The sequence below is a fragment of the Phycisphaerales bacterium genome, assembly GCA_016716475.1.
GTDB lineage: Bacteria > Planctomycetota > Phycisphaerae > UBA1845 > Fen-1342 > JADJWG01.
On record JADJWG010000002.1, the window covers coordinates 448,285 to 467,304 of the forward strand.

Genomic DNA, 19,020 nt, shown 5'->3' on the forward strand with positions numbered 1-19,020 from the left:
TTAACGGCTCCCGCCCAGGGCGGGCATGGGCGGACACGGGGCGGGCCATGTCGCTGCCGGTGCAGATTTCGAAGTGGAGGTTGTAGTGTCGGACTCGGGCTGCTGCGCATCCGCAGCGCTTGTGGCCACGACGTGCCGTGCCACGTTGCGCAGGCAGAGCGACAGTCCCACCAGCAACCAGAAATCCTCCGAAAAAACGCGCGTCGTGAACATGGCACAGGCGAGGTAACCGAGCAAGGCGGCGCGCAGGGCCATGGCGTGCCAGCCGAGATGGAAACCGCAGCGGCGCCCCAGGAGTTGCACCTCCTGGTAGGGGGGCACCCGGTGGGCGGTGTACCAGACGCGCTGGAGTGCGATGACCGTGGCGGCGATCATCAGTCCCCAGATGGACAGGCCCAGCCAGCCGAACTCGGCCAGGCATGCCGCAACGGTGTTGTGCGCGCTGCGCGGCACCGTCAGCCCTGGTACGTAGCGCTGCACGGTCTCATGGAAGTTACCGACGCCGATGCCGAGGGGATAGTCGCGTGCCATGCGGACGGCGGCGTGCCAGTAGTCGATGCGCCGGATCGCAGATGGATCATCACGCCAGGTGCTGACGCTTGCCATACGGTCCCACCAGGCGGGGTCAGTCAATTGAATCGCGAGCAGGGTGCCGATGCCCACGGCGACCACGCCGCGGAGCCGATAGCCGCGGGGTAGGGCGAGGACGCCCGTCAGTGCGATCACGATCAGTCCCGCAAGCGCATTGCGTGTACGGGTCGCGATCAGGGCATTGACGGCGAATGCGCCGGCCAGCAGGAGTGCCCCGCGTCCCAGCCACGTGCGGGCCATGAAGAAAGCCGCACCGATCAAGGGTAAACTCGCAACGAGATGGACCGCCAGACCGCTTGACTCGGCGAAGTCGGGACCGCCGAGCCCACCGGTCAGCCGGCCGCCGATCGTGCGACCGACGCCGCCGGTGGCCTGGTATCCGATGTAGGCCACCCCCGTGACCCAGGCGAGAATCACCAGTTGGAAATGGGCGGGCGTTTGAATGCAGCGCAGCAGGAGGAACAGGACCACCATTAACTTGAGATACTTCTCGACAAGATACAGACCACGCTCGCTCGTGCTCTGGCCCCAGACGAGACTCCCTACCACCAGCACGCCGAAGAGCAGCGCCAGCAGATAGCCCGGCGGGAACTGCTGCGCGCCGTGTGTCATGCGCGGCTGACGAACGATGACGCCGATGAGAATCGCACAGGCGACGATGAACGAAGTGCGCAGATTCAGCGCGGCTACGCTGGCACCCCACCACTGCGTCTCCGGATTTAGGTGGTAGACGAGGACATAGAGCGCAAGCCCCACCGCCGGCTGCAGCAGGGCGGCCGCCAGCCCACTGAGGTAGCACGCCCAGAACGCGATGGCGGTCAGCGACATGTCACCTCCCGTGCGGGCGTGGGGTAGCGGGACACAGTCGCACTGCAGGTCATGGTCGCCGAGGGCAATGCCGGCCGGCCGGCGGCGTCTCGCAACAACTCGAACAGTGCGAGGCCGAGCATCTCCCAATCATGCGCGCTGCGTACCCAGCGTTGACCACTGAGACCGAGCCGGGCGGCGCGTACCGGGTTTGCCAGCAGATTCTCCAGTTCGCGTATCCAGTCACCCGGACGGCGAGCGACGCGGAACTCGATACCAGGACGACCGGTCAGCCCCGCCACAGCCCGCGGGGAAGCGACCACGGGGCGGCCGGCTGCACACGCTTCGAGCACCTTGTTCTTCACGCCGGAACCCAGGCGAGTCGGTACGACCACCACGCTCGCCCGTGCAAGGTAGGGGCGCACATCGGGTACGTTGGGGTGGATCTCAATCCCGGGATGAAAACTCAGACGGAGTACCTCGGCGGTCGGATCGCGCCCGACGATCAGCAGGCGGCGGGGCGCCTTGGCGGACACGATCTGCGGCCACACGGTGCGCACGAAATGGCCGATACCGTCACTATTCGGGGGATAGTCCAACGCACCGATGAAAGCGAGTGTGCCGGCTTCAGGCGCGACGTGTGTGACATCGAGGTCCGAGTACGTGACGCCGTTCGTGAGCACGTGCAGACGTTCAAGCCGCGCCCAGCGACGACCCCAGAGCGCGTCTACATCTGATGCCACAACAGTCGCCGCACACCGATGACCCACGGCGCTCTCATACCGAGCATAGCGTGCGGCCTGCCGGGCGATGTGCAGCCAGCGCCAGGCGTTGTGCCAGCCCAGGCGGCGCACGGTGGTAACGACCAGTTCATCGACCGGATCCCAGACGGCGGGAACACGCAGGCAATCCACGTATTGCCCGACGGTTGCTCCGCCCAGCAAGGCGACATCGAAGTGGTCCAGGCGGGCGTGCATCTGAAGCCAGGCGGCTATGGCGGTGTTCGTGCCGAAATGTCGCCGCGCGCTGCGGAGGCCCGCGGCCGGGCTCCGCTGCGGTTCGGGACCAGCCGCGCCAACTGCTGCGACCACGGTCACACCTGCCGGCCAGGGAACATCCGGCGGCGGTGCCACCGGCAACAAGACTGTGCAGCGTGCATGGCGCGCCAGTTGTGCCAGGTAGTGGTAGCGGCGCAGGCGGCCGCCGCCGTTGAGTGGCCAAGGCGCATGCCTGGCAACGATCAGCACCCGGAGGGGGCCGCGCCGGACGCTCATGCGAGCACCGGCAGAACGCAGGTGGGTGTCGCAGGACTGCTGGAGGAGGATGCGGTACCCGGCGAAGTCCAGCGCTCGACCGCGTTGAGCACACGCTCCAGTTCGATCCTGTCCATGCAATGGGGTGATATGTCGCACGTGCGGCGGTAGCATGGCGCGCAGGGCGCACTGGTAATGATGGCCTCCCCGCGGCCAAAGAAGTCGATTTCCTGCGCACAGGTCGGCCCGAACAGGGCAATGCATGGTACCGCGAGCGCGATGGCTACGTGCATCGCCATCGTGTCGCCGGTGACGATGGCCTGGCAGCGCTGTAAGACGGCGGCGAATTCCAATTCGCCGTGTTCCGTACCGGTGTCAATCACGCCGATGCAGCGCTCTGCGAGGACGTGGTTCAGCACACGCTCCTCGGGACCGCCGAGCAATGCGACTTTCCAGCCGGGGCGCACAACGAGGTGCCGTGCCAGGGCCGCGAACTGGTCGGGCGACCAGGTCTTGTTGGCGAAGACCTGGCCGGCGCCGGTGTTGAGACCGATGACGGTGTCCGTCGGCTGTACGCCCCAGCCGCTCCAAAGTTCGGTTGCGCGCATCTGCTGGACCGCGGTGGGGTACAGGCGATAGCGGTCTCCGTGGTAAGGGAGGCCCACGGCCGCGTGGATCAGGGCCGCATAGCTCAGCGTGTTGTGCCGAAACTTGAGTTCATCATCCAGCCCAAGGCGGAAGTATTCAGCCGCTTCAACATTCAGCGGGTAGGTTGCCCCGGAGGCACTGAGACCCATGCCGAGCTTCTCAGACGCGCGGACCCGCATGGCGAGCGCCGTCGGGCCCGGTTCCTTGTCGAGACTCAGACATAGATCGAACTGTTCGTACTCGACGTGGCATACGGTCTCCGTGTCGAAGGGCAGAAGCCGATCGATCAGCGGGTGTCCACGCAGCATCCGCACGCCGGCCGGGCGCGTGATCCAGGTGACGTGGCTCTGCGGCCACTGGCGCTTGAGACTCGGCAGCAGCGCGGTCGTGCGGATCACATCGCCGAGTGCACCGAGCTTGAGAATCAGGATTCGATGGCCTTGGGCAGAGTACTGGCGGCAGGCCGGCGGGCAGACGCCTTGAATCCCGACGGCACAGGGTCGATCGCCGCGATAATGGCGGCATTCAAGCCGCAGCGGCAGGTGGAGCGGCGGAGAAGTCTTCACGGAGCGCCCTCCGCGGTGGCGGAGGTGGTGGTGGGCTCCGATGGCGCAGCGCCAAGCAGACAGTGCTCATACACCCTGCAGAGCGCCGCAGCGGTCTGCTCCCAGGCGAACAAACTACTGCGCGCGTGCCCGGCGGCGACCAACTCGGCGGTACGCGCCGGTTCAAGCGCGCGCCTGATTGCGACCGCGATGTTCGCCGGTTCGTCGGGATCACAGAATTCGGCCGCGGCCCCCGCGACCTCGGGCAGACTACTGCTGCTCGACGCGACCACGGGCACCCCGGCGGCAAAGGCATCAAGTACCGGCAAGCCGAAGCCCTCGCAGAAGCTGGCGATCACAAGCGCCGCGGCCCCGCTGAAAAAAGCCGGCAACTCCGCGTGCGGCACGAAGCCGAGCGTGCGCACCTGCCGTGCGACACCAAGTTCATGCGCCAGTTCCTCCAGGCGTTGCCGCACGGGCTCGGGTTCGCAGCCGAGCAATACGAGGTTCAAGTTGGTGCGTAACTCGGCCTGCAGGCGCGCAAAGGCCGCGATCGTCCCGGCGGCGTTTTTGCGCGGTGTGCCCCCTCCGAATGAGAGCAGCCAGCGCTGTGAGAGCTGGTAGGCATCGCGCAGGGCCTGCACGCGCAGCGAAGGCACTCCGAGCGAGAATTCCTTGGCCAGTCGGGCATCGGCTGCCCAGGGCACGACCGACACGCGCTCGGGGGGGACATCGAACTCGCGGCACAGGTCGTCGCGTGTCGCCGCGGAGGGCGTCACGACGTGAGCTGCCCGGCGAATGCCACGCTGCAATCCACGGTGAAACGCCCGCCGTGCTTCGGGTGACAGTTCTTCGGGCCGGAGCAGTGGTACGAGGTCATGCACCGTGAGGACGAATGGCACCGGACACCAGGCCGGAGCCAGGTTGGCGGGGAAGTGCAGCAGGTCGAGGCGGTCCCACCAGGCCGCCATCGGCAAGCGGAGCTGAAACCACGCGTCCAGGCGGTCGCCCCGCAATTCGATTTCCCGCATCACGACGTTGTTGCGCTCCCATACCTCCGGGTGCGCGGCCCGCACCGGCGGGCTCAGGGGACGCTGGTGGTACAGGTGGAATTGCCACTCGGGTCGCAACGCCGACACATGTCGGTAGGCATCAAGCAGATTGCGGCCGGTGCCGCGGGGGCGGTCGGCGGTGAGCGTGCGGGCATCCAGTCCGATGCGATACACGGCCATCGTGGAAGATCCGCTCGCATGAGGGGCGAAGCGAGCATGGCCGCACGGCGCGCGCCTAGCGGTGTGCTCGCGGGAACCTGTACAGGTGTCCTATCGGCAGGGGGATGCGACCCGATTCCGGGTGACTGCCCGTAGCGCGCGAGAGCCGGGCGGGGGCGCAACGGTTGCGCCGCGTGGACCCGGGGCGCTAGGTGACGGATACGTTGGGGAGCAGGGTAGTGGCGGCGGCAGCGGTGGTCGCCAAGGCGGGAAGCTCTTCGCTGCGGTAGGTCGCGACATCGCGCGGGAAGATTGGCAGACCATCCGGTGCGACTAGCAGTCCACCACCCGCGTGGACCAGTACCCACCCGGCGGCGAGATCCCAGAGGCGCGGATTGTCGGCGAACATGCCATCGAGTTCACCCGCGGCGACGTAGGCGAGGTGCAGGGCGACGGAGCCGAAATTGCGGCAGACATACGTGCGATGCCAGTGCTGGGCCGTGTCCGCGTGCGGTCCGGAAGCAGTCGAAGGGATGCCGACTACCGGCCGCGGGTTGTAGCTTGTGGGGCGCGGAGCGGCTGGGGGCTGGGGTGTGCCGTTGATGCACAACGGACCGGTGGCAGTCGCGGAGTAGCAGACGTCGCGCTGCGGGTCATACACGGCGCCGGCCACTGGCAGGCCCTGCGACAGGACGCCCACCGAGCACGCGTAGTGCGGCAAGCCGCGTACGAAGTTTCGCGTTCCATCGATCGGGTCGATGACCCAGCAGAAGCGGTCGTGGGTGGGTGCCGGCGGGGCGTCGTCCTCCCACCGGAGGATTTCCTCGGTCACGAACGCGTCCGCCGGGCGAGCGCGCCGCAGCAGCGCGACGATCGCGGCCTGTGCCGCTTCGTCCGCTTCGCTTACCTCGCTACGATCGTTCTTGAGGTGCACGGCGAGCGGGCGGCGAAAGTAGTCGCGCGCCACCGCGCCGCCGGTACGGGCGGCCTCTTCGGCCAGAGCCCGCAGCAGAGCGGGCTGGGCCGCTTCGTTCTGTTCCAGGTCGACACCGGGCATCAGGGCTTCTTCTTGTTCTTCTTGGGGTTTTGTGTTTCGAGTTGCGTCTTGGAGACCTCGTCGGCCTTGCGCTGAAGCTCTTCGGCCTGTTCCGCGATATGGCGGAAGAAGCGCGAAAGCGGTCCGGCCTTACGGGGCGCCTGGTCGGTGGGCGCCCCCGCGGTGGCGCGCTCCGCCCGGGCCTGCTTCTCCCGGTCGATCTGGCGGCGGATCAGCAGCGATTCGCCGATGCCGAAGATGTTTGTGAACATCCAGTAGAGCACCAGCCCCGAGGGCATGCGGTAAAACATGATCGGGAACAGGATCGCCATCAGGTACGCGATCATCTGCTGCTGGCGAATCTGCTCCTCCGGCGTCATGCCGCCCGCGCGCTTGGGTTGCGGATTCGCCTTGGCGGCTTCCATGCGGGCCTTGAGATGGGGCTTGGGCATGTACTTCTGCTGCAGCCACATGCTGAAACCCATCAGGATCGGCAACAGGTTGAGGGAGTTGAACGTGAAGGCGGTGCCGATGAGTGGCAGCCAGCCCAGGATCGGCAGCGCGACGGGGCTGCCGAAGTCGATCAGGGCATCGGGGGCGGAAAGGTCCGTGATCCAGAGCGTGAACGGCGCATGCCGCAGGTTGACGTTCGTGTTGAGGGCGGTGTAGAGCGCGATCAGGATCGGCATCTGCAGGAAGAGCGGGATGAAAGCGAGGATGCTGCCGAAGGGGTTCACGCCCTCTTCACCCCACATCTTCATCATCTCGCGGTTGAGCGACTGTGGATCGCTCTTGTACTTCTCCTTCAGCGCCTCCATTTTCGGCTGAATACGGGCCATCGACTCCTGCATCCGGAACATCGATTTCTGCTGGAAGACGGTTAACGGATGCAGGATGCCGCGGACGATGATGACGACGAACAGGATTGCCACCCCGTAGTTGTGCACAATGCCATGAATCGCGGCCATCAACCAGATCATCAACTCTTCGAGCCACAGGAATGTGCAGGCGCAGCGCATGTCAGCCGACATGGCCAGGTGGTAATGCAGCCCGAGCTTGTCGGCGTAGACGGGGTTGGCGGCGCCGGCGTTCTTCGCGTCCTTCGGTCCGGCGTAGACTTCAAACGGGAAATGCAAGGTCTGCCCGGGGGCGATTTCCATCGGCCGCAAGACCAGGCGCGCGAGCAGGTCCCCGCTCTCCTTCGCCTGGTGCGGGTCGAGCACCAACCCGAGCGCCCCGATGACAAACGTCGGATCGCCATTCGGCGTCGTGTTCACCGGTCGGGTGAACACGGCAAAATACTTGTTCGCGACGGCGGTCCACAGCAGTGGCCCCTTGTCCGCCTCGAGCAGGCGCAGCGAACCGCGCTCGCGGTCCAGGGTCGCGGTTTTGAGATCGCCCCACGTGCGCGGCCGGCCCAGTTCGACACCCGGCCCGCTGCGGAACGCGGCCATCAGCCGCCGCATGTCCCAGATCGGGTCTTCCCGGCGGATGCCGACGGCGGCATCCTGTTCGATCCGGAAAGACTGTGTCTGTGTGCCTTCGTTCGTGATCGTGAGTTCGACGTCGAACACCGGCTTGTCCGGCCGCAGGCGATAGAGCTTGTTCAGCAACAGGCCACCGCCGTCCGCGGCGCGCAATGTCAGACTGTAGCGGGCGAAAGTGCTGTCGTGCTCCTGCAGCGCCCAGGGCACGTCGAACAGGCGTAGCTCGACTTCTTCACGCGTACCCACCAGTAGACGATTCGTCGCGAACGAGGCCCGGATCCGGCTGCCGTCACTGGCGGGTTGCAACAACTGGTAGGGGGCATCTTCTTGCGGGGCGTTGCGGAAAAGGAAGCGCCCGTCCGGGGCGCGCTGGGTGATTTCCAGCGTGGTGATGCCGGCGCCGAACGGTGTCAGTTCCAAGCGCAGCGCGTTACCCGGCTGTCCGCCCAGGACAACGGTGGGGCTCTCCTGACCTGGTTCAAGGGCGTAGCCGGGGGCGCTCTCCGGCCGCCCGGGCAACGTCGCGAGACCGGGCGCGGGGGCGGTGGCGGCGATGCCGGTGTCCACTTCCCCCCCAGGTTGTGTGCTGGGGGCCGTGGTCGTCTGCTGTTGCGACGGCGGATCAAGGGGGTAGAGGTAGTTGATGACCCACTGGTAGGCGATGAAGACCATCATCGCCGCCAACATGGCAACCACGATACGGCGCGACTCGTCGGACATTTAGGCCTGCCTGCTTGGGGCGGGGGAGGTCGAAGTTGACGGGGCGTAGACATCATCGAAAGCCACAACCTTGCCGGTGGCCGCGGAGCGCCGAATCGCATCGAGCAGGCGCATCAAGCGCAGCGTTTCCCGCGGCTGGACGGCCGGTGGGTTTCGACCCGCGAGTACCGCCGCGACGTTCTGGTAAAACGCCCGCCAGTCACTCGGCAAGTTTTTCACGGGGGTCGAGCGGGCCTTCCCGCGGGCATTGTGGGTGTAATACTGGCTACCATCGGGGTCGTAGCGGAAGCCGCCCTGGGACCCACTGAGCAGCCATTCCACCTGGAGTGGCGGGTGCGCGTTCTGGGAGAACTCCACCTGCGCGACGACACCATTCGCGGTCCGGAGGATGGCGAGAAACTGGTCATCCGCATCGCGCGTCCAGCGCCGTGCCCGCAGGTCGCCGTACACATCCACCACGGGAGCGGGCAACAGCTGCAGCAACTGGTCGAAATAGTGAGCGCCGAAATCGAGCAGCGCACCACCACCATACGCCGCCTCACTGCGCCACCCCGGCCGGTAGCTCTTCACCCCGAAGGTCTGCATCAGGTCGGACCAGAACCACCGCAACAGCCGGATGTTCTGTAGCTCGCCGAGGCGTCCCGAACGCACCATGCGGGCGACGGTGAGAAAGTCGCTGTCCCAGCGACGGTTCTGAAAAGTCAGGAGCTGTTTCTCGGCCCCTTCGGCCGCGGCGAACATCCGGCGGGCATCGGACTCGGTCTGGGCGAGCGGTTTCTCGCACACCACGTGCTTGCCGGCTCGGAGGGCCGCGAGCGTCGGCTCAACATGCGCATGCGACGGGGTGGCGACAACGACGAGATCCAACTCGGGATCCGCGAGGAACGGTTTCAATTCGCCAAAGGCGCGACAGCCGTAGTCCTGCTCTGCGACCGCCCGTTGGGCCGGGGTGATGTCGCAGACACTACGCAGCACGAAGCCACGCAATTCGCGCAGGGTGGCGGCGTGCCAGACGCCCATGGCACCGAGACCGACGATTCCCACCTTGATTGGCATAGTGCGCCTTGTCTCTACCCTGGGGGGTAACTCGTGCCGAAGGTCCCCTCGACTTCCGGCCAGGAACGGGTCATTGTAGGCCAACGGCCGCCCACTGCAATTGGGCAGTTCCGGGGGGTAGCGGCCGTTCGACCAGTTTCACCCGAGCCGTGCGACACCTTTGCAACCCTCCGGACCAGACGGCACAATGGCCGCTTTCGGCCGCTTCCCCTGGAGAATGCCCATGCGCTGGCGGAACTTCCTGATTCCGACGACCAAGGAAACCCCCAAGGATGCGACGGCCGCGTCGCACATCCTGATGCTGCGTGCCGGGCTCATCCGGCAACTGGCCGCCGGGGTCTACTCGTACCTGCCGCTTGGTCTGCGCGCACTCCACAAGGTCGAGAAGATCGTACGTGCGGAGATGGACCGGGCCGGTGCCATCGAGCTGCGCATGCCATGCCTCACACCCCTGTCGCTGTGGAACGAGACCGGGCGCAGCGTGGGCATGGGGGACGTGCTGCTGCGGATCGCCGGACCGGAAGGTGACTGGCGAAGCGGACTGGTGCTTGGGCCGACGCACGAGGAGGTCATCACGGAGATTGCGCGGGCCTATCTGAAGAGCTACAAGCAGATGCCGTGCAATTTGTACCAGATTCAGCTCAAGTTTCGCGGCGAGGCCCGGCCGAAGAGTGGCGTGCTGCGGACGCGTGAATTTCTGATGAAGGACGCGTATTCGTTTCACGACACGAAGGAGTCGCTCGACACCGAGTACGACAACATGTATCGCACCTACTGCCGGATCTTCGGTCGCGCCGGTCTACCTTACCTTGCGGTCGAGGCGGACACCGGGGCCATGGGGGGCGATACCTCGCACGAGTTCATGGTGCTGACCGAGGCGGGCGAGGACCAGGTCGCGCTGAGTGCTGACGGCAAGTACGCCGCCAACCTCGAACGGGCCGCGGCCGCGCCGCCGGCCCCGGCGGACGACGTGCCGCTCGCGCCGCTCAGGGAGATTCATACACCGGGGGTGGGGTCGATCGAGGCGGTCTGCAAGCTGCTCGGCACGCAGCCGGAGCAGATGGTCAAGACTCTGATCTACACCGCGCTGGTTCCGGCGGGGCACGAGCAGACCGCTCGGCAGCAGTGCCTCGTGGTTCTGGTGCGCGGCGATCACGAGGTCAACGAGGTGAAGCTTCACAAGGTGGCCGGCATAGCGCTCGAGCTGGCGACGCCGGCGGTTATCAGCGCGCTCACCGGAGCCGCCGTGGGCTTCGCGGGCCCACAGGGTCTGCTCGAACGGATCGATGGCCTGATCATCGACCGCGAGGTGACCGTGCTGCGGAACGCGATCACGGGCGCCAACAGGACTGATTACCATGTCACCGGGCTGAATCCGGGGCGCGACTTCCCGCTGACGGGTGAGAAGGTGACGGTCGCGGATGTGCGTTGCGTGGTCGATGGCGACTTTGCACCGCATGGCAGTGTCCTGCACCTGCGCAAGGCGATTGAGATCGGCCACGTCTTCAAGCTCGGCACGAAGTACAGCGCTGCGCTCGAAGCGACCTACCTCGACCCGCACGGCAAGGCGCACCCGCTCATCATGGGCTGCTATGGGATCGGGTTGAACCGCATCATGGCGGCTGCGGTGGAAGCCCACCACGACGAACATGGCATAATCTGGCCGGTGTCCATCGCGCCGTTTGAGGCGCTGGTGATCGCGCTCGATCCACGTGACGAGGAAGTGATGCGGATCGCAAGCGAGTTACATGCCGGTCTAGAGGCCGCGGGTGTAGACGTGCTCTTCGACGACCGGGACGAACGCGCGGGGTTCAAGTTCAAGGATGCGGATCTGATCGGTGTGCCGTATCGTGTGGTGGTGGGTCGTAAGAGTCTTGATGCGGGTGGGGTAGAACTCAGCAGGCGGCGCCTCCCCGGTGAACGCACGATCGTCCCCGTGGCGGATGCGCTCTCGCAGGTGCGCGCGCAAATCGCCGCAGAACATGCCCGTTTGCAGGAGTCAGCGTGATGAAGATGCCACCCCGGGCCGGCCTGGGTCTGTCGGGCCTCATTTTCCTGCTGTTGATCAGTTGTGCCGCGCCGGCACCGCGAACGGAGCCGGGGGCGAGGCCCCCGGTGCACACCGACGAACGGGCTGCGACGGTGCCCGCGGATTCGGGCTGGCGCGATGTCAGTGCGCTGCTCGAAGAAATCCGCATGCGCTACGAGCTGCCGGCACTCGGTGCGGCCCTGGTGCGTTCTGATGGGCTGATTGCATTCGGTGTGACCGGCGTTCGCCGGAACGGTGACCCGACCCCGGTTGCACCGGATGACCCGTTCCACATCGGTTCCTGCTGCAAGTCCATGACGGCCACGGTCGTGGCGCGCCTGGTGGAACAGGGTGTGCTATCGTGGGACACGACACTCGGTGAGGTGTTCGGCGAGCAGGTCCCCGATCTGCACGCCGACTACCGCCCGGTGACGCTCTGGCAACTGGTTCGTCATCATGGTGGTGCGCCGCAGGAGCTCACGCTCGATGGACTCTGGGCGCGGCTGCTCGGCCGGGCGGGGTCGCCGACCGACCAGCGGCTGGACCTCGTTCGCACGGTGCTGTCCAACCCGCCGGCCGTCACCCCGGGCACACAACCGCTGTATGCGAATGCGGGTTACACACTCGTGGGGGCCGTGGCCGAAGCGCGCACCGGTGTGCCTTGGGAGGAACTCGTGCAACGGCTCCTGTGCGAGCCGCTCGGCATCACGACGGCGGGTTTCGGTGCGCCGGGCACCCTCGACGGCGTGAACGCGCCGTGGGGGCATCGGCGCCTGTCGAGCAACCTGATGCCCATGCCGCCGTCGCCACTGGCTGACAACCCACCGGCACTGGCGCCTGCCGGCACCATGCATCTTTCGCTGCCTGACTGGGCCCGCTTCGTTGCGCTGCATTTGGCTGCGTACCGTGCAGACTCCCGGGAAACACTGCTATCGCCTGGGGCCGTGCGTAGTCTGCACGAGCCCTTTGACTCCGCGGATGGCAGTTTTGCCGCGGGTTGGGCCGTCACCACGCGTCCGTGGGGCGGCGGCACTGTTCTTACCCATGCTGGCACGAATACGCTGTGGTTCGCGGTGGTATGGCTTGCCCCGCAACGCGATATCGCCGTACTCGTCGCGACGAATCTCGGTGGTGATGAGGCGCCACGCGCCTGCGACGATGCGGCTGCGGCTCTACTCCGGTTATGGAGCGTGGAACTGCTTGCCGCGCGTGGAAGCTGGCACGGGCCACCAGGCCAGCCGTAATGTTGCACCTGCGAAAACACTCATGACGAAATCGCGCACGATTGTGCGCGGCATGCGGAAATCGTCGGCGAATCGGGCGGTTTTTCTTGCTCAGACAGATGCGCGCGGTCTATACTCCCGAACTGGCGGTCACTGTCCGTATCAGCGCCCTGAAATGGACGCCGTATTCCGGCAGCACCGAGGACCGTCGAACACGCAAGCGTAGAAGTTGCGGTCGGGCTGCTAGCACGTGTTCTTTGACTGGAGGTAATGACATGTATCGCACGCAAATGCAACTGGTGAAGCTGATGACCCTCGTCAGTGCCGGCGGAGTCTTAGGCGCATGGCTGCTGCGCTGCGACCGTGCAGCGCTGAATTTTCAGCGTGGGTTTTGGTGGGGACTTGGCGACAGCATCTCGGATGCGATCGTCGCCCTGACCTGAACGCCGGTTCAAAGCCAGTGGAGGGCGAAACCGCTCTCCAGCGCTAGTGACGAATAGCGGCCGGGGCCCGGGGCTCCGGCCGCTGTCGTGAACGGATCACAAGGTGGGGCAGGCCGTTACGCCGGCCAGTCGCGGGGACCACAACTCAGCAGCAGTCCGTCGCCGGTAATAGGGTAGGACGCGAGGTAGCGTTTCAATGAATCCGGTGTGACCTCTGCGACTGCCGCCAGCCGCGCGTCCGGCGTCAGGGGGCGCTGGTAAGTTTCGACATCGTCGATGAGTTGCATGATGCGCGTACGTGGATTCTCCGCTTCCAGTGCGAGTTGTGTACGCCGCTGGTTCTTCACACGCTGCACCTCATCGGTCGTGAAACCATGTTCGGCAACATCCGACGCCTGCGCCCGCAGGGCGGCGAGCATTTCGGCGCAGCGTTCGGGTTCCCCGTCCGCGTAGAGGGCGAGGACGCCGTAATCGCGGTAGGCAATCCAGGCGGCGCCGGCATTCGTACACAGCCCCTTTTGCACAATATTCCAGTAGCACCGCGAGTTATGGCCGCCGAAGAGTCCACAGAAGGCCTCGATGGTTTCCTCGGAGACGTGGCCCCGCGGTACGGCTGGGTACAGCAGGATCAGCGACTGCTGCTTGAAGCGATCGAGCTTGAGCTTGCGCACGCCCGTCGCAAGCGCAGGTGGCGCAGGGCCACTCCCGTTCCCCACCGGGGAGCGCTGCCAATCGGCACAGTGTCGCCCGGCAGCAGCGAACACCTCCTCGGCCTGTGCGGCTCCGGCCACGACCAGTCGCAAGTGGTTGGACGCGTAACGGCGCCGGTGATAGGACACGAGCGTGTCTCGCGGTAGACCGGTGATGGTGGCTTTTTCACCGAGGATCTCGTGGCCGAGCGCGTGGGAGCCAAAGACGACTTCGTGGACGAAGTTCCAGACAAGTCGATCGAAGTTGTCATCGCTCATCGCAATTTCTTCGAGGATTACATGACGCTCGGTCTCGAAGTCGGGCGCTGGCAGACTGGGTCGCATCATGTCCGCGAGCAGTTCGATCTGATCCGCGAGGCGGGGCCGAGGCACCCAGCCGTAGTAGACGGTGTGTTCCTTGCTCGTGTACGCGTTGTAGATTGCCCCGAGTTCGTCGAAGCGCACGTTGATCGCGCGGCAGTCGCGCCGCGCGGTGCCTTTGAAACACATGTGTTCAAGAAAGTGGCTGACACCGTGCTCGTGTGGTTCCTCGTCACGCGACCCGGTCGTGGCGACGAATGCCGCTGCCACCGACCGCACCCGGGGCATGGTTTCGCACAATACGCGGAGTCCGTTCGGCAATTCGTGTTCGGTAAAGCAGGATGACATGGCCGCGGATTGTAGCCGGGGATGCTCCGGCCCGGGAGGGGACTCCACCGCCCGCTGCGTCATACCCCGTGACGGCGTGCCGCGGTTGTCCAGCGCGTGCGGTGTGGCCGCGAGCGCAGCCGCTTCACAGCCGCTCAGCTAGTCAGCGTTGCTTTCCGGCGGGAAAAGGAACTCGACGCCAATCAGGTACCCAACATGGGCCTGGGTACAGTGACGAACGATGGCGTGGCCGTAGCAACTCATTTCCGGCTGGTGGATTGCGAGTGAGATCTTCGTGTCGCGGTCAACCGGTCGGCGGGCGCGCATGGCGAGTCCATGGGGGCTGAGGTTATGCAGGGTCGCGAGGACATGGCGTTCGCCATAGCACTGCTCGGGTAACCAGACTTCCACGGTTCCGGGGAATGGCCAGCGTTCTTCCCGTCGGCTACCGGGCGCACACTTCGGGATCGCCTTGACGCGATTCGTCTCGATCAAGTCTTCAATGACCTGCGGGGAGATCTTCAGAATCTTCTCAGCGTCCATCGTGTATCCTCGGCAGCCCTGGGGCGGGTCCCGTACTGGCGACACTGTTGGTTCTATCGGGTCGTAACCGGGCGCTCATCAGTGCCGACCGGTAGTGGATTCAGGACGGGTCCGGGAGCGGTTGCGGTTGCTTATGGGGCGGGGTGGCGGGGGCGCAAACTCGGACGCAATCGGCGGGCGCGCCGTGTGGCATCCTCTCCAAGTGCTTTATCACCCTGTTGTGGTCGGGAGCCAGGTCAGCGACGGACTGCTCATAAACCCGACGTGAGTGAGCGATACCAACATCAGCCATTTGTCGGCCCCGTATGACGGGCTCCGGTGTCCGCAACTGTACGGCCGGTCCTAGCCCGAAGGAGATTCGACCCCCAGCCGCTGCATGTCTGCACCCACCCGTTGGAGATGGACATGCAGTTACCCCGCTTGGTGAAATGGAGCATCCTGCTGGTCACTCCCGGTGTCCTGCTGGGCGGCTGCCCTGGTAGCGACCTGGGCACGGAGCCCGCGCTTCCGCCGGTCGTGGCCGGTACAACCGCGACCAATCCGATCCCCGTGGGTGATGTCGCCACCGCCCCCATTCCTGTGGGAACGTCGGCCGCACCGCGCCGCGTCACCGGTTCCGTCGGTCCCCTGGGTGACTACCTGCTTTATGACCTCGGTACGGCCCGCGGTGGCGAGCGCTGGCTTGTGCGGCCACAGTCGGGAAGTGCGTCTCTCGCGTTCCTGGTCGTGCTGCTGGATGAGAATTTCGAGCTACTGTATCGCGAAATCGTCTCGCCCGGTACGCCGCTGGAGCACGTCGCGCGCTTTGATACCGGGACACTGTACCTCGGCGTCGCTTCGCCCTACACGAGCCGGGGTGGTGAGTTCGCTCTCGATATCCTCCGGCAACCTGGCGTGGATATCCCAGCGCCGCGGCCGCAAATCGTGTACCTCAATTTTGCCGGCGGCTCCAATGTGAAGGTGCACCGCAAGGATGCCACGTCCTTTACGCCTTTCGATGGGGCGATGCTCGGCAGTGCCTATGCCGGTGCAACCGACCTCATCAAGTCCGAGATCTACACGGCCATGCAGGAGGACTACACCGGCTATCATGTGATCTTCGTGACCTCCGACGATGGGCCGCCACCGGCTGGACCGCATTCGACACTGCACTTTGGCGGTTCGGACCCGCGGTTACTCGGTCTTGCGGACAATGTGGACCAGTACAACGCAGAGCTGCAACAGAATGCTATCATTTACGTGAAAAGCTTTGAGGACTTCTCCGTCATGCGGCTCACCGAAATTGAGATGGCCCGCATGGTGGCGAACGTCGCGAGCCACGAAATCGGCCACCTGCTGGGCTTGTTTCACACTCAGGTGCCGGCAGACTTGATGGATACGACGGGTTCGGCCTGGGACCTCGCCGGCACACAGGAGTTCTCGCAGGCGGCGCTCGAAGCTTCTGTCTTTCCGGTAGGTTTCGCGAACAACCCGCGGCGGCTCGAGGAGACTGTCGGTCGTCAACCGGTGGATCCGGCGGCTAAGGCGAAAGTCATTGCGAAGGCGCAGCGTTTCAAGGAATTGCGGAAGCTGGTCGCGGAGGAACTGCGGTGTCGTTGCGGGACCTGCCTCGACCTGGATGAGTAATGTATGAACACCGCATGGGAGGCGACCAGGAGTCGCCGCGCATCTGTTTTACTGGCGGCTTTGTTCCTCGTGCTTGGCGGGCTGGTGGGTGGTTGCCCGCAACCCGTTGACCCTAATGACAGCGTCGGCGGTACGCCGCCGGTGCTCGACACGGCCAACAACAGTACGATCCGCAGCGCGGTCCCTCTGCCTCTCAGCGATCGCGACTCCTTCCGGTTTCGCGGGAACATCTCGGGACGCAGCGATGCGGACGTATATGCACTCGGAACGCTGGCACCGGGGGACCGCATCGTCATTGATGTTCGCGCGGTCAGCGGCAATCTTGACGCGGTGGCAGCGATTTTTGACAGCCGCGAATTCCTCGTGGCCTACAACGATGACCGCAACCCCGACGGAAGCAACACAAATCCCTATCTCGACATCACACTGCGTGGCGACGAAGGGACGTATTTTCTCGGTGTCATCGGTTATCCCAACACCGACACCTCGGGCGACTATGAAGTGCTGGTGCAGCTTGAACGCAGCGCCGGACTGCCGTCCACGGCGGGTCAAGTCGTCTACCTCAACTGGGCGGGTGGCAGCGATGTCTTCGTCCCCAACGTCGGGACTTTCAACCTGGGACCCTTCAATGCCGCTGACGTCGGCTTTGCGGCGGCATTGACCACCCGCATGAAGACGCGTGTGCAGGAAATCGTCGCCAACCGTTACGCCGGCTACAACCTGGTCCTGCGCAACTCGGATGAGCACGCCGTGCCGGACGGGCCGCACTCGACGATTTTCTTCGGCGGACTCAACTCGCGCGCCTTTGCGATTGCGGAGAAAGTCGACACATTTAATACGGACCCGGCAGACCGGGCGATCATCTTCACGCAGGGTTTCGCCTCGGCTTTTCGGATCAATCCCACCTTCGAAGAGATGTGCCAGGCCATCGGCAACACGACGGCCCATGAGATCGGGCATCTACTCGGACTGGTCCACACGGCCGACTGCAACGACCTGATGGACACGACCTGTTTCAACGAGCGATTGTTGACACCACAGGAGTTCACGACGGCCCGTCTCGACACCTCGGTCTGGCCGTTCGGGTTTCAGCCGGCCGAGGAGATCCTCGGGTGGTTGCTGGGGTGGATCGGATTGTAGCGCACGCAGCGTGCGCGATAAAGGGACCAGATCTTGCCCAGATTCACACAAGTCAGGGGAAACCGCACAATCAGCATGGGTTTCTCTGGATCCAGGTTGTCGCCGGTACTCGGTGATTCGCATGCTTGGTGCAGATGATCTGATTCCGCCCCAAGGTGTCACTCTGATGGGGGCTCGCTCATGGCCAAGCTGAAGCTCGAAGACGAGGTGCTCGACCGACTCCTCGACATCCTCGATGCACATGAACGCAACACGTCTGCGCGAGCTGCCGATCATGAGCGCTTCAGTTATCGCAATCGCGTGCGAATCGAGATCGAGACCGGGCGCGACACGCATATTACTTGGACAGTGCCGTGCCGCAGCATCAGCCAGTCCGAGCTACGGCTGCTGGTGGGTACGGTGGTGAACCAGGCGACCCGCTGCCGTATCGATCTGATCACGGTGCACAATAGTTGGCAGACGGTAACCGGGGTCGTCGAAGATTGTCGCTACATCCAGGGCGCGCAGGGTATCCACGAGATCGCCGTTCGATTCGACCACCTCTTGGATCCCGCCTCGTTTTCACGGAATGCCGTCCGTACCCGTGTCCTGCTGGCCGACGACAGCCCCACGGCGCGCCGGCTGCTGGCACAGTGGCTGAAACCCCTCAACGTGGAAGTGGTGGAGGTCGATGATGGGGCCGCGGCCGTGCATGCTGCCCTGGGTGAGCCGTTCGACGTCATCCTCATGGATGTGGAGATGCCGGGCGTCGGTGGCCTGCACGCCGTGTCGATGCTGCGAAGCAAGGGCTATGTGCGGCCGGTTGTGGCCGTCACCGCGCTGAGTGACCCGGCGGACCGCGAGCGCTGTTTCCAGGCCGGGTTCGACGATTTTCTGGCGAAACCTCCCAGTCGTGAGGAACTCGCACGGGTCGTGCAGCACGCGCGCCCCGAGCCACTGGTGAGCACGCTGTTGCACGAAGCCGAAATGGCCCCACTGATCGACGCCTTCGTACACGATCTGCCCGAGCACGTGGCGCGCCTTGAGTCGGCCCTGGCGACCGCGAACATGCACGACCTGGCGGTGGAAACCCGCCTGCTGAAAGGCGAAGCCGGCGGGTATGGATTTGAGCCCATCACGGTGTGTGCGACCGCCCTCGAGCGCGGCCTGCGGGCGGGAGCCGCCCCGGAAGAGGTGCGACGGTTGCTGAGCCAGCTCGTACGTGTGTGCCTGGCGGCGCGGCCGGCTACGCTCGGGGGTGTCGCCCGCCGCGAAGGAGCATCGGAGGTCGTGGATGCTGGGGCCACGGCCTGATGCGTGGAACTTGAGGACCCAAGCCGCGGTTC

Annotated in this window: 15 protein-coding genes; 6 read left to right on the forward strand and 9 right to left on the reverse strand. The window is 65.1% G+C overall.

Going from position 1 to position 19,020, the window contains the following annotated elements:
• The 7 genes from IPM18_09555 to IPM18_09585 form a co-directional block, all read right to left on the reverse strand.
• Complete coding sequence (locus IPM18_09555; protein MBK9119828.1) at nt 1–1,419, reverse strand: O-antigen ligase family protein; 1,419 nt, start codon at nt 1,417–1,419, stop codon at nt 1–3.
• Nucleotides 1,410–2,672: a glycosyltransferase gene (locus IPM18_09560; protein ID MBK9119829.1), complete on the reverse strand. Its 1,263-nt coding sequence runs from the start codon at nt 2,670–2,672 to the stop codon at nt 1,410–1,412. Before IPM18_09560 ends, IPM18_09555 begins: the two co-directional genes overlap by 10 nt.
• The gene (locus tag IPM18_09565) at nt 2,669–3,865 is read right to left on the reverse strand and encodes a glycosyltransferase family 9 protein (GenBank protein MBK9119830.1); all 1,197 of its coding nucleotides are present in this window, start codon (nt 3,863–3,865) and stop codon (nt 2,669–2,671) included. The genes IPM18_09560 and IPM18_09565 overlap by 4 nt, the downstream gene beginning before the upstream one ends.
• The gene (locus tag IPM18_09570) at nt 3,862–5,076 is read right to left on the reverse strand and encodes a glycosyltransferase family 4 protein (protein ID MBK9119831.1); all 1,215 of its coding nucleotides are present in this window, start codon (nt 5,074–5,076) and stop codon (nt 3,862–3,864) included. The genes IPM18_09565 and IPM18_09570 overlap by 4 nt, the downstream gene beginning before the upstream one ends.
• Before the next feature lie 187 nt (nt 5,077–5,263).
• Complete coding sequence (locus tag IPM18_09575; GenBank protein MBK9119832.1) at nt 5,264–6,112, reverse strand: inositol monophosphatase; 849 nt, start codon at nt 6,110–6,112, stop codon at nt 5,264–5,266.
• On the reverse strand, nt 6,112–8,298 hold the full coding sequence (locus IPM18_09580) for a YidC/Oxa1 family insertase periplasmic-domain containing protein (GenBank protein MBK9119833.1): 2,187 nt from the start codon (nt 8,296–8,298) through the stop codon (nt 6,112–6,114). The genes IPM18_09575 and IPM18_09580 overlap by 1 nt, the downstream gene beginning before the upstream one ends.
• On the reverse strand, nt 8,299–9,354 hold the full coding sequence (locus IPM18_09585) for a Gfo/Idh/MocA family oxidoreductase (protein MBK9119834.1): 1,056 nt from the start codon (nt 9,352–9,354) through the stop codon (nt 8,299–8,301).
• Between the two features lie 223 nt (nt 9,355–9,577).
• Here IPM18_09585 and IPM18_09590 point away from each other — a divergent pair, with 223 nt between their 5' ends.
• The 3 genes from IPM18_09590 (at nt 9,578) to IPM18_09600 (ending at nt 13,049) form a co-directional block, all read left to right on the forward strand.
• On the forward strand, nt 9,578–11,362 hold the full coding sequence (locus tag IPM18_09590) for a proline--tRNA ligase (protein MBK9119835.1): 1,785 nt from the start codon (nt 9,578–9,580) through the stop codon (nt 11,360–11,362).
• Nucleotides 11,362–12,627, forward strand: a complete 1,266-nt coding sequence (locus IPM18_09595; GenBank protein ID MBK9119836.1) for a serine hydrolase — start codon at nt 11,362–11,364, stop codon at nt 12,625–12,627. Before IPM18_09590 ends, IPM18_09595 begins: the two co-directional genes overlap by 1 nt.
• Nucleotides 12,628–12,881: 254 nt before the next feature.
• Nucleotides 12,882–13,049, forward strand: a complete 168-nt coding sequence (locus IPM18_09600) for a hypothetical protein (GenBank protein ID MBK9119837.1) — start codon at nt 12,882–12,884, stop codon at nt 13,047–13,049.
• A 116-nt stretch (nt 13,050–13,165) separates the two neighbouring features.
• Here IPM18_09600 and IPM18_09605 read toward each other — a convergent pair whose 3' ends face one another.
• A complete protein-coding gene (locus IPM18_09605) occupies nt 13,166–14,407 on the reverse strand; it encodes an insulinase family protein (protein MBK9119838.1) in 1,242 nt (413 codons plus the stop codon).
• Nucleotides 14,408–14,545: 138 nt separating this feature from the next.
• Entirely contained in the window at nt 14,546–14,929 is a 384-nt protein-coding gene (locus IPM18_09610; protein MBK9119839.1) for a PilZ domain-containing protein, read from the reverse strand.
• Nucleotides 14,930–15,334: 405 nt separating this feature from the next.
• Between IPM18_09610 and IPM18_09615 the strand changes: the two genes are divergently transcribed.
• The 3 genes from IPM18_09615 (at nt 15,335) to IPM18_09625 (ending at nt 18,988) form a co-directional block, all read left to right on the forward strand.
• On the forward strand, nt 15,335–16,555 hold the full coding sequence (locus tag IPM18_09615; protein ID MBK9119840.1) for a matrixin family metalloprotease: 1,221 nt from the start codon (nt 15,335–15,337) through the stop codon (nt 16,553–16,555).
• Nucleotides 16,556–16,558: 3 nt separating this feature from the next.
• The gene (locus IPM18_09620) at nt 16,559–17,695 is read left to right on the forward strand and encodes a hypothetical protein (GenBank protein MBK9119841.1); all 1,137 of its coding nucleotides are present in this window, start codon (nt 16,559–16,561) and stop codon (nt 17,693–17,695) included.
• A gap of 180 nt (nt 17,696–17,875) precedes the next feature.
• Nucleotides 17,876–18,988, forward strand: a complete 1,113-nt coding sequence (locus IPM18_09625; GenBank protein ID MBK9119842.1) for a response regulator — start codon at nt 17,876–17,878, stop codon at nt 18,986–18,988.
• Nucleotides 18,989–19,020: the final 32 nt, after the last annotated feature.

Excerpts from the sequence above, each read along its gene's own strand:
- IPM18_09555 (MBK9119828.1), bottom strand. The coding sequence starts at position 1,419 with ATGTCGCTGACCGCCATCGCGTTCTGGGCGTGCTACCTCAGTGGGCTG.
- IPM18_09560 (MBK9119829.1), bottom strand. The coding sequence starts at position 2,672 with ATGAGCGTCCGGCGCGGCCCCCTCCGGGTGCTGATCGTTGCCAGGCAT.
- IPM18_09570 (MBK9119831.1), bottom strand. The coding sequence starts at position 5,076 with ATGGCCGTGTATCGCATCGGACTGGATGCCCGCACGCTCACCGCCGAC.
- IPM18_09575 (MBK9119832.1), bottom strand. The coding sequence starts at position 6,112 with ATGCCCGGTGTCGACCTGGAACAGAACGAAGCGGCCCAGCCCGCTCTG.
- IPM18_09580 (MBK9119833.1), bottom strand. The coding sequence starts at position 8,298 with ATGTCCGACGAGTCGCGCCGTATCGTGGTTGCCATGTTGGCGGCGATG.
- IPM18_09585 (MBK9119834.1), bottom strand. The coding sequence starts at position 9,354 with ATGCCAATCAAGGTGGGAATCGTCGGTCTCGGTGCCATGGGCGTCTGG.
- IPM18_09590 (MBK9119835.1), top strand. The coding sequence starts at position 9,578 with ATGCGCTGGCGGAACTTCCTGATTCCGACGACCAAGGAAACCCCCAAG.
- IPM18_09595 (MBK9119836.1), top strand. The coding sequence starts at position 11,362 with ATGAAGATGCCACCCCGGGCCGGCCTGGGTCTGTCGGGCCTCATTTTC.
- IPM18_09600 (MBK9119837.1), top strand. The coding sequence starts at position 12,882 with ATGTATCGCACGCAAATGCAACTGGTGAAGCTGATGACCCTCGTCAGT.
- IPM18_09605 (MBK9119838.1), bottom strand. The coding sequence starts at position 14,407 with ATGTCATCCTGCTTTACCGAACACGAATTGCCGAACGGACTCCGCGTA.
- IPM18_09610 (MBK9119839.1), bottom strand. The coding sequence starts at position 14,929 with ATGGACGCTGAGAAGATTCTGAAGATCTCCCCGCAGGTCATTGAAGAC.
- IPM18_09615 (MBK9119840.1), top strand. The coding sequence starts at position 15,335 with ATGCAGTTACCCCGCTTGGTGAAATGGAGCATCCTGCTGGTCACTCCC.
- IPM18_09620 (MBK9119841.1), top strand. The coding sequence starts at position 16,559 with ATGAACACCGCATGGGAGGCGACCAGGAGTCGCCGCGCATCTGTTTTA.
- IPM18_09625 (MBK9119842.1), top strand. The coding sequence starts at position 17,876 with ATGGCCAAGCTGAAGCTCGAAGACGAGGTGCTCGACCGACTCCTCGAC.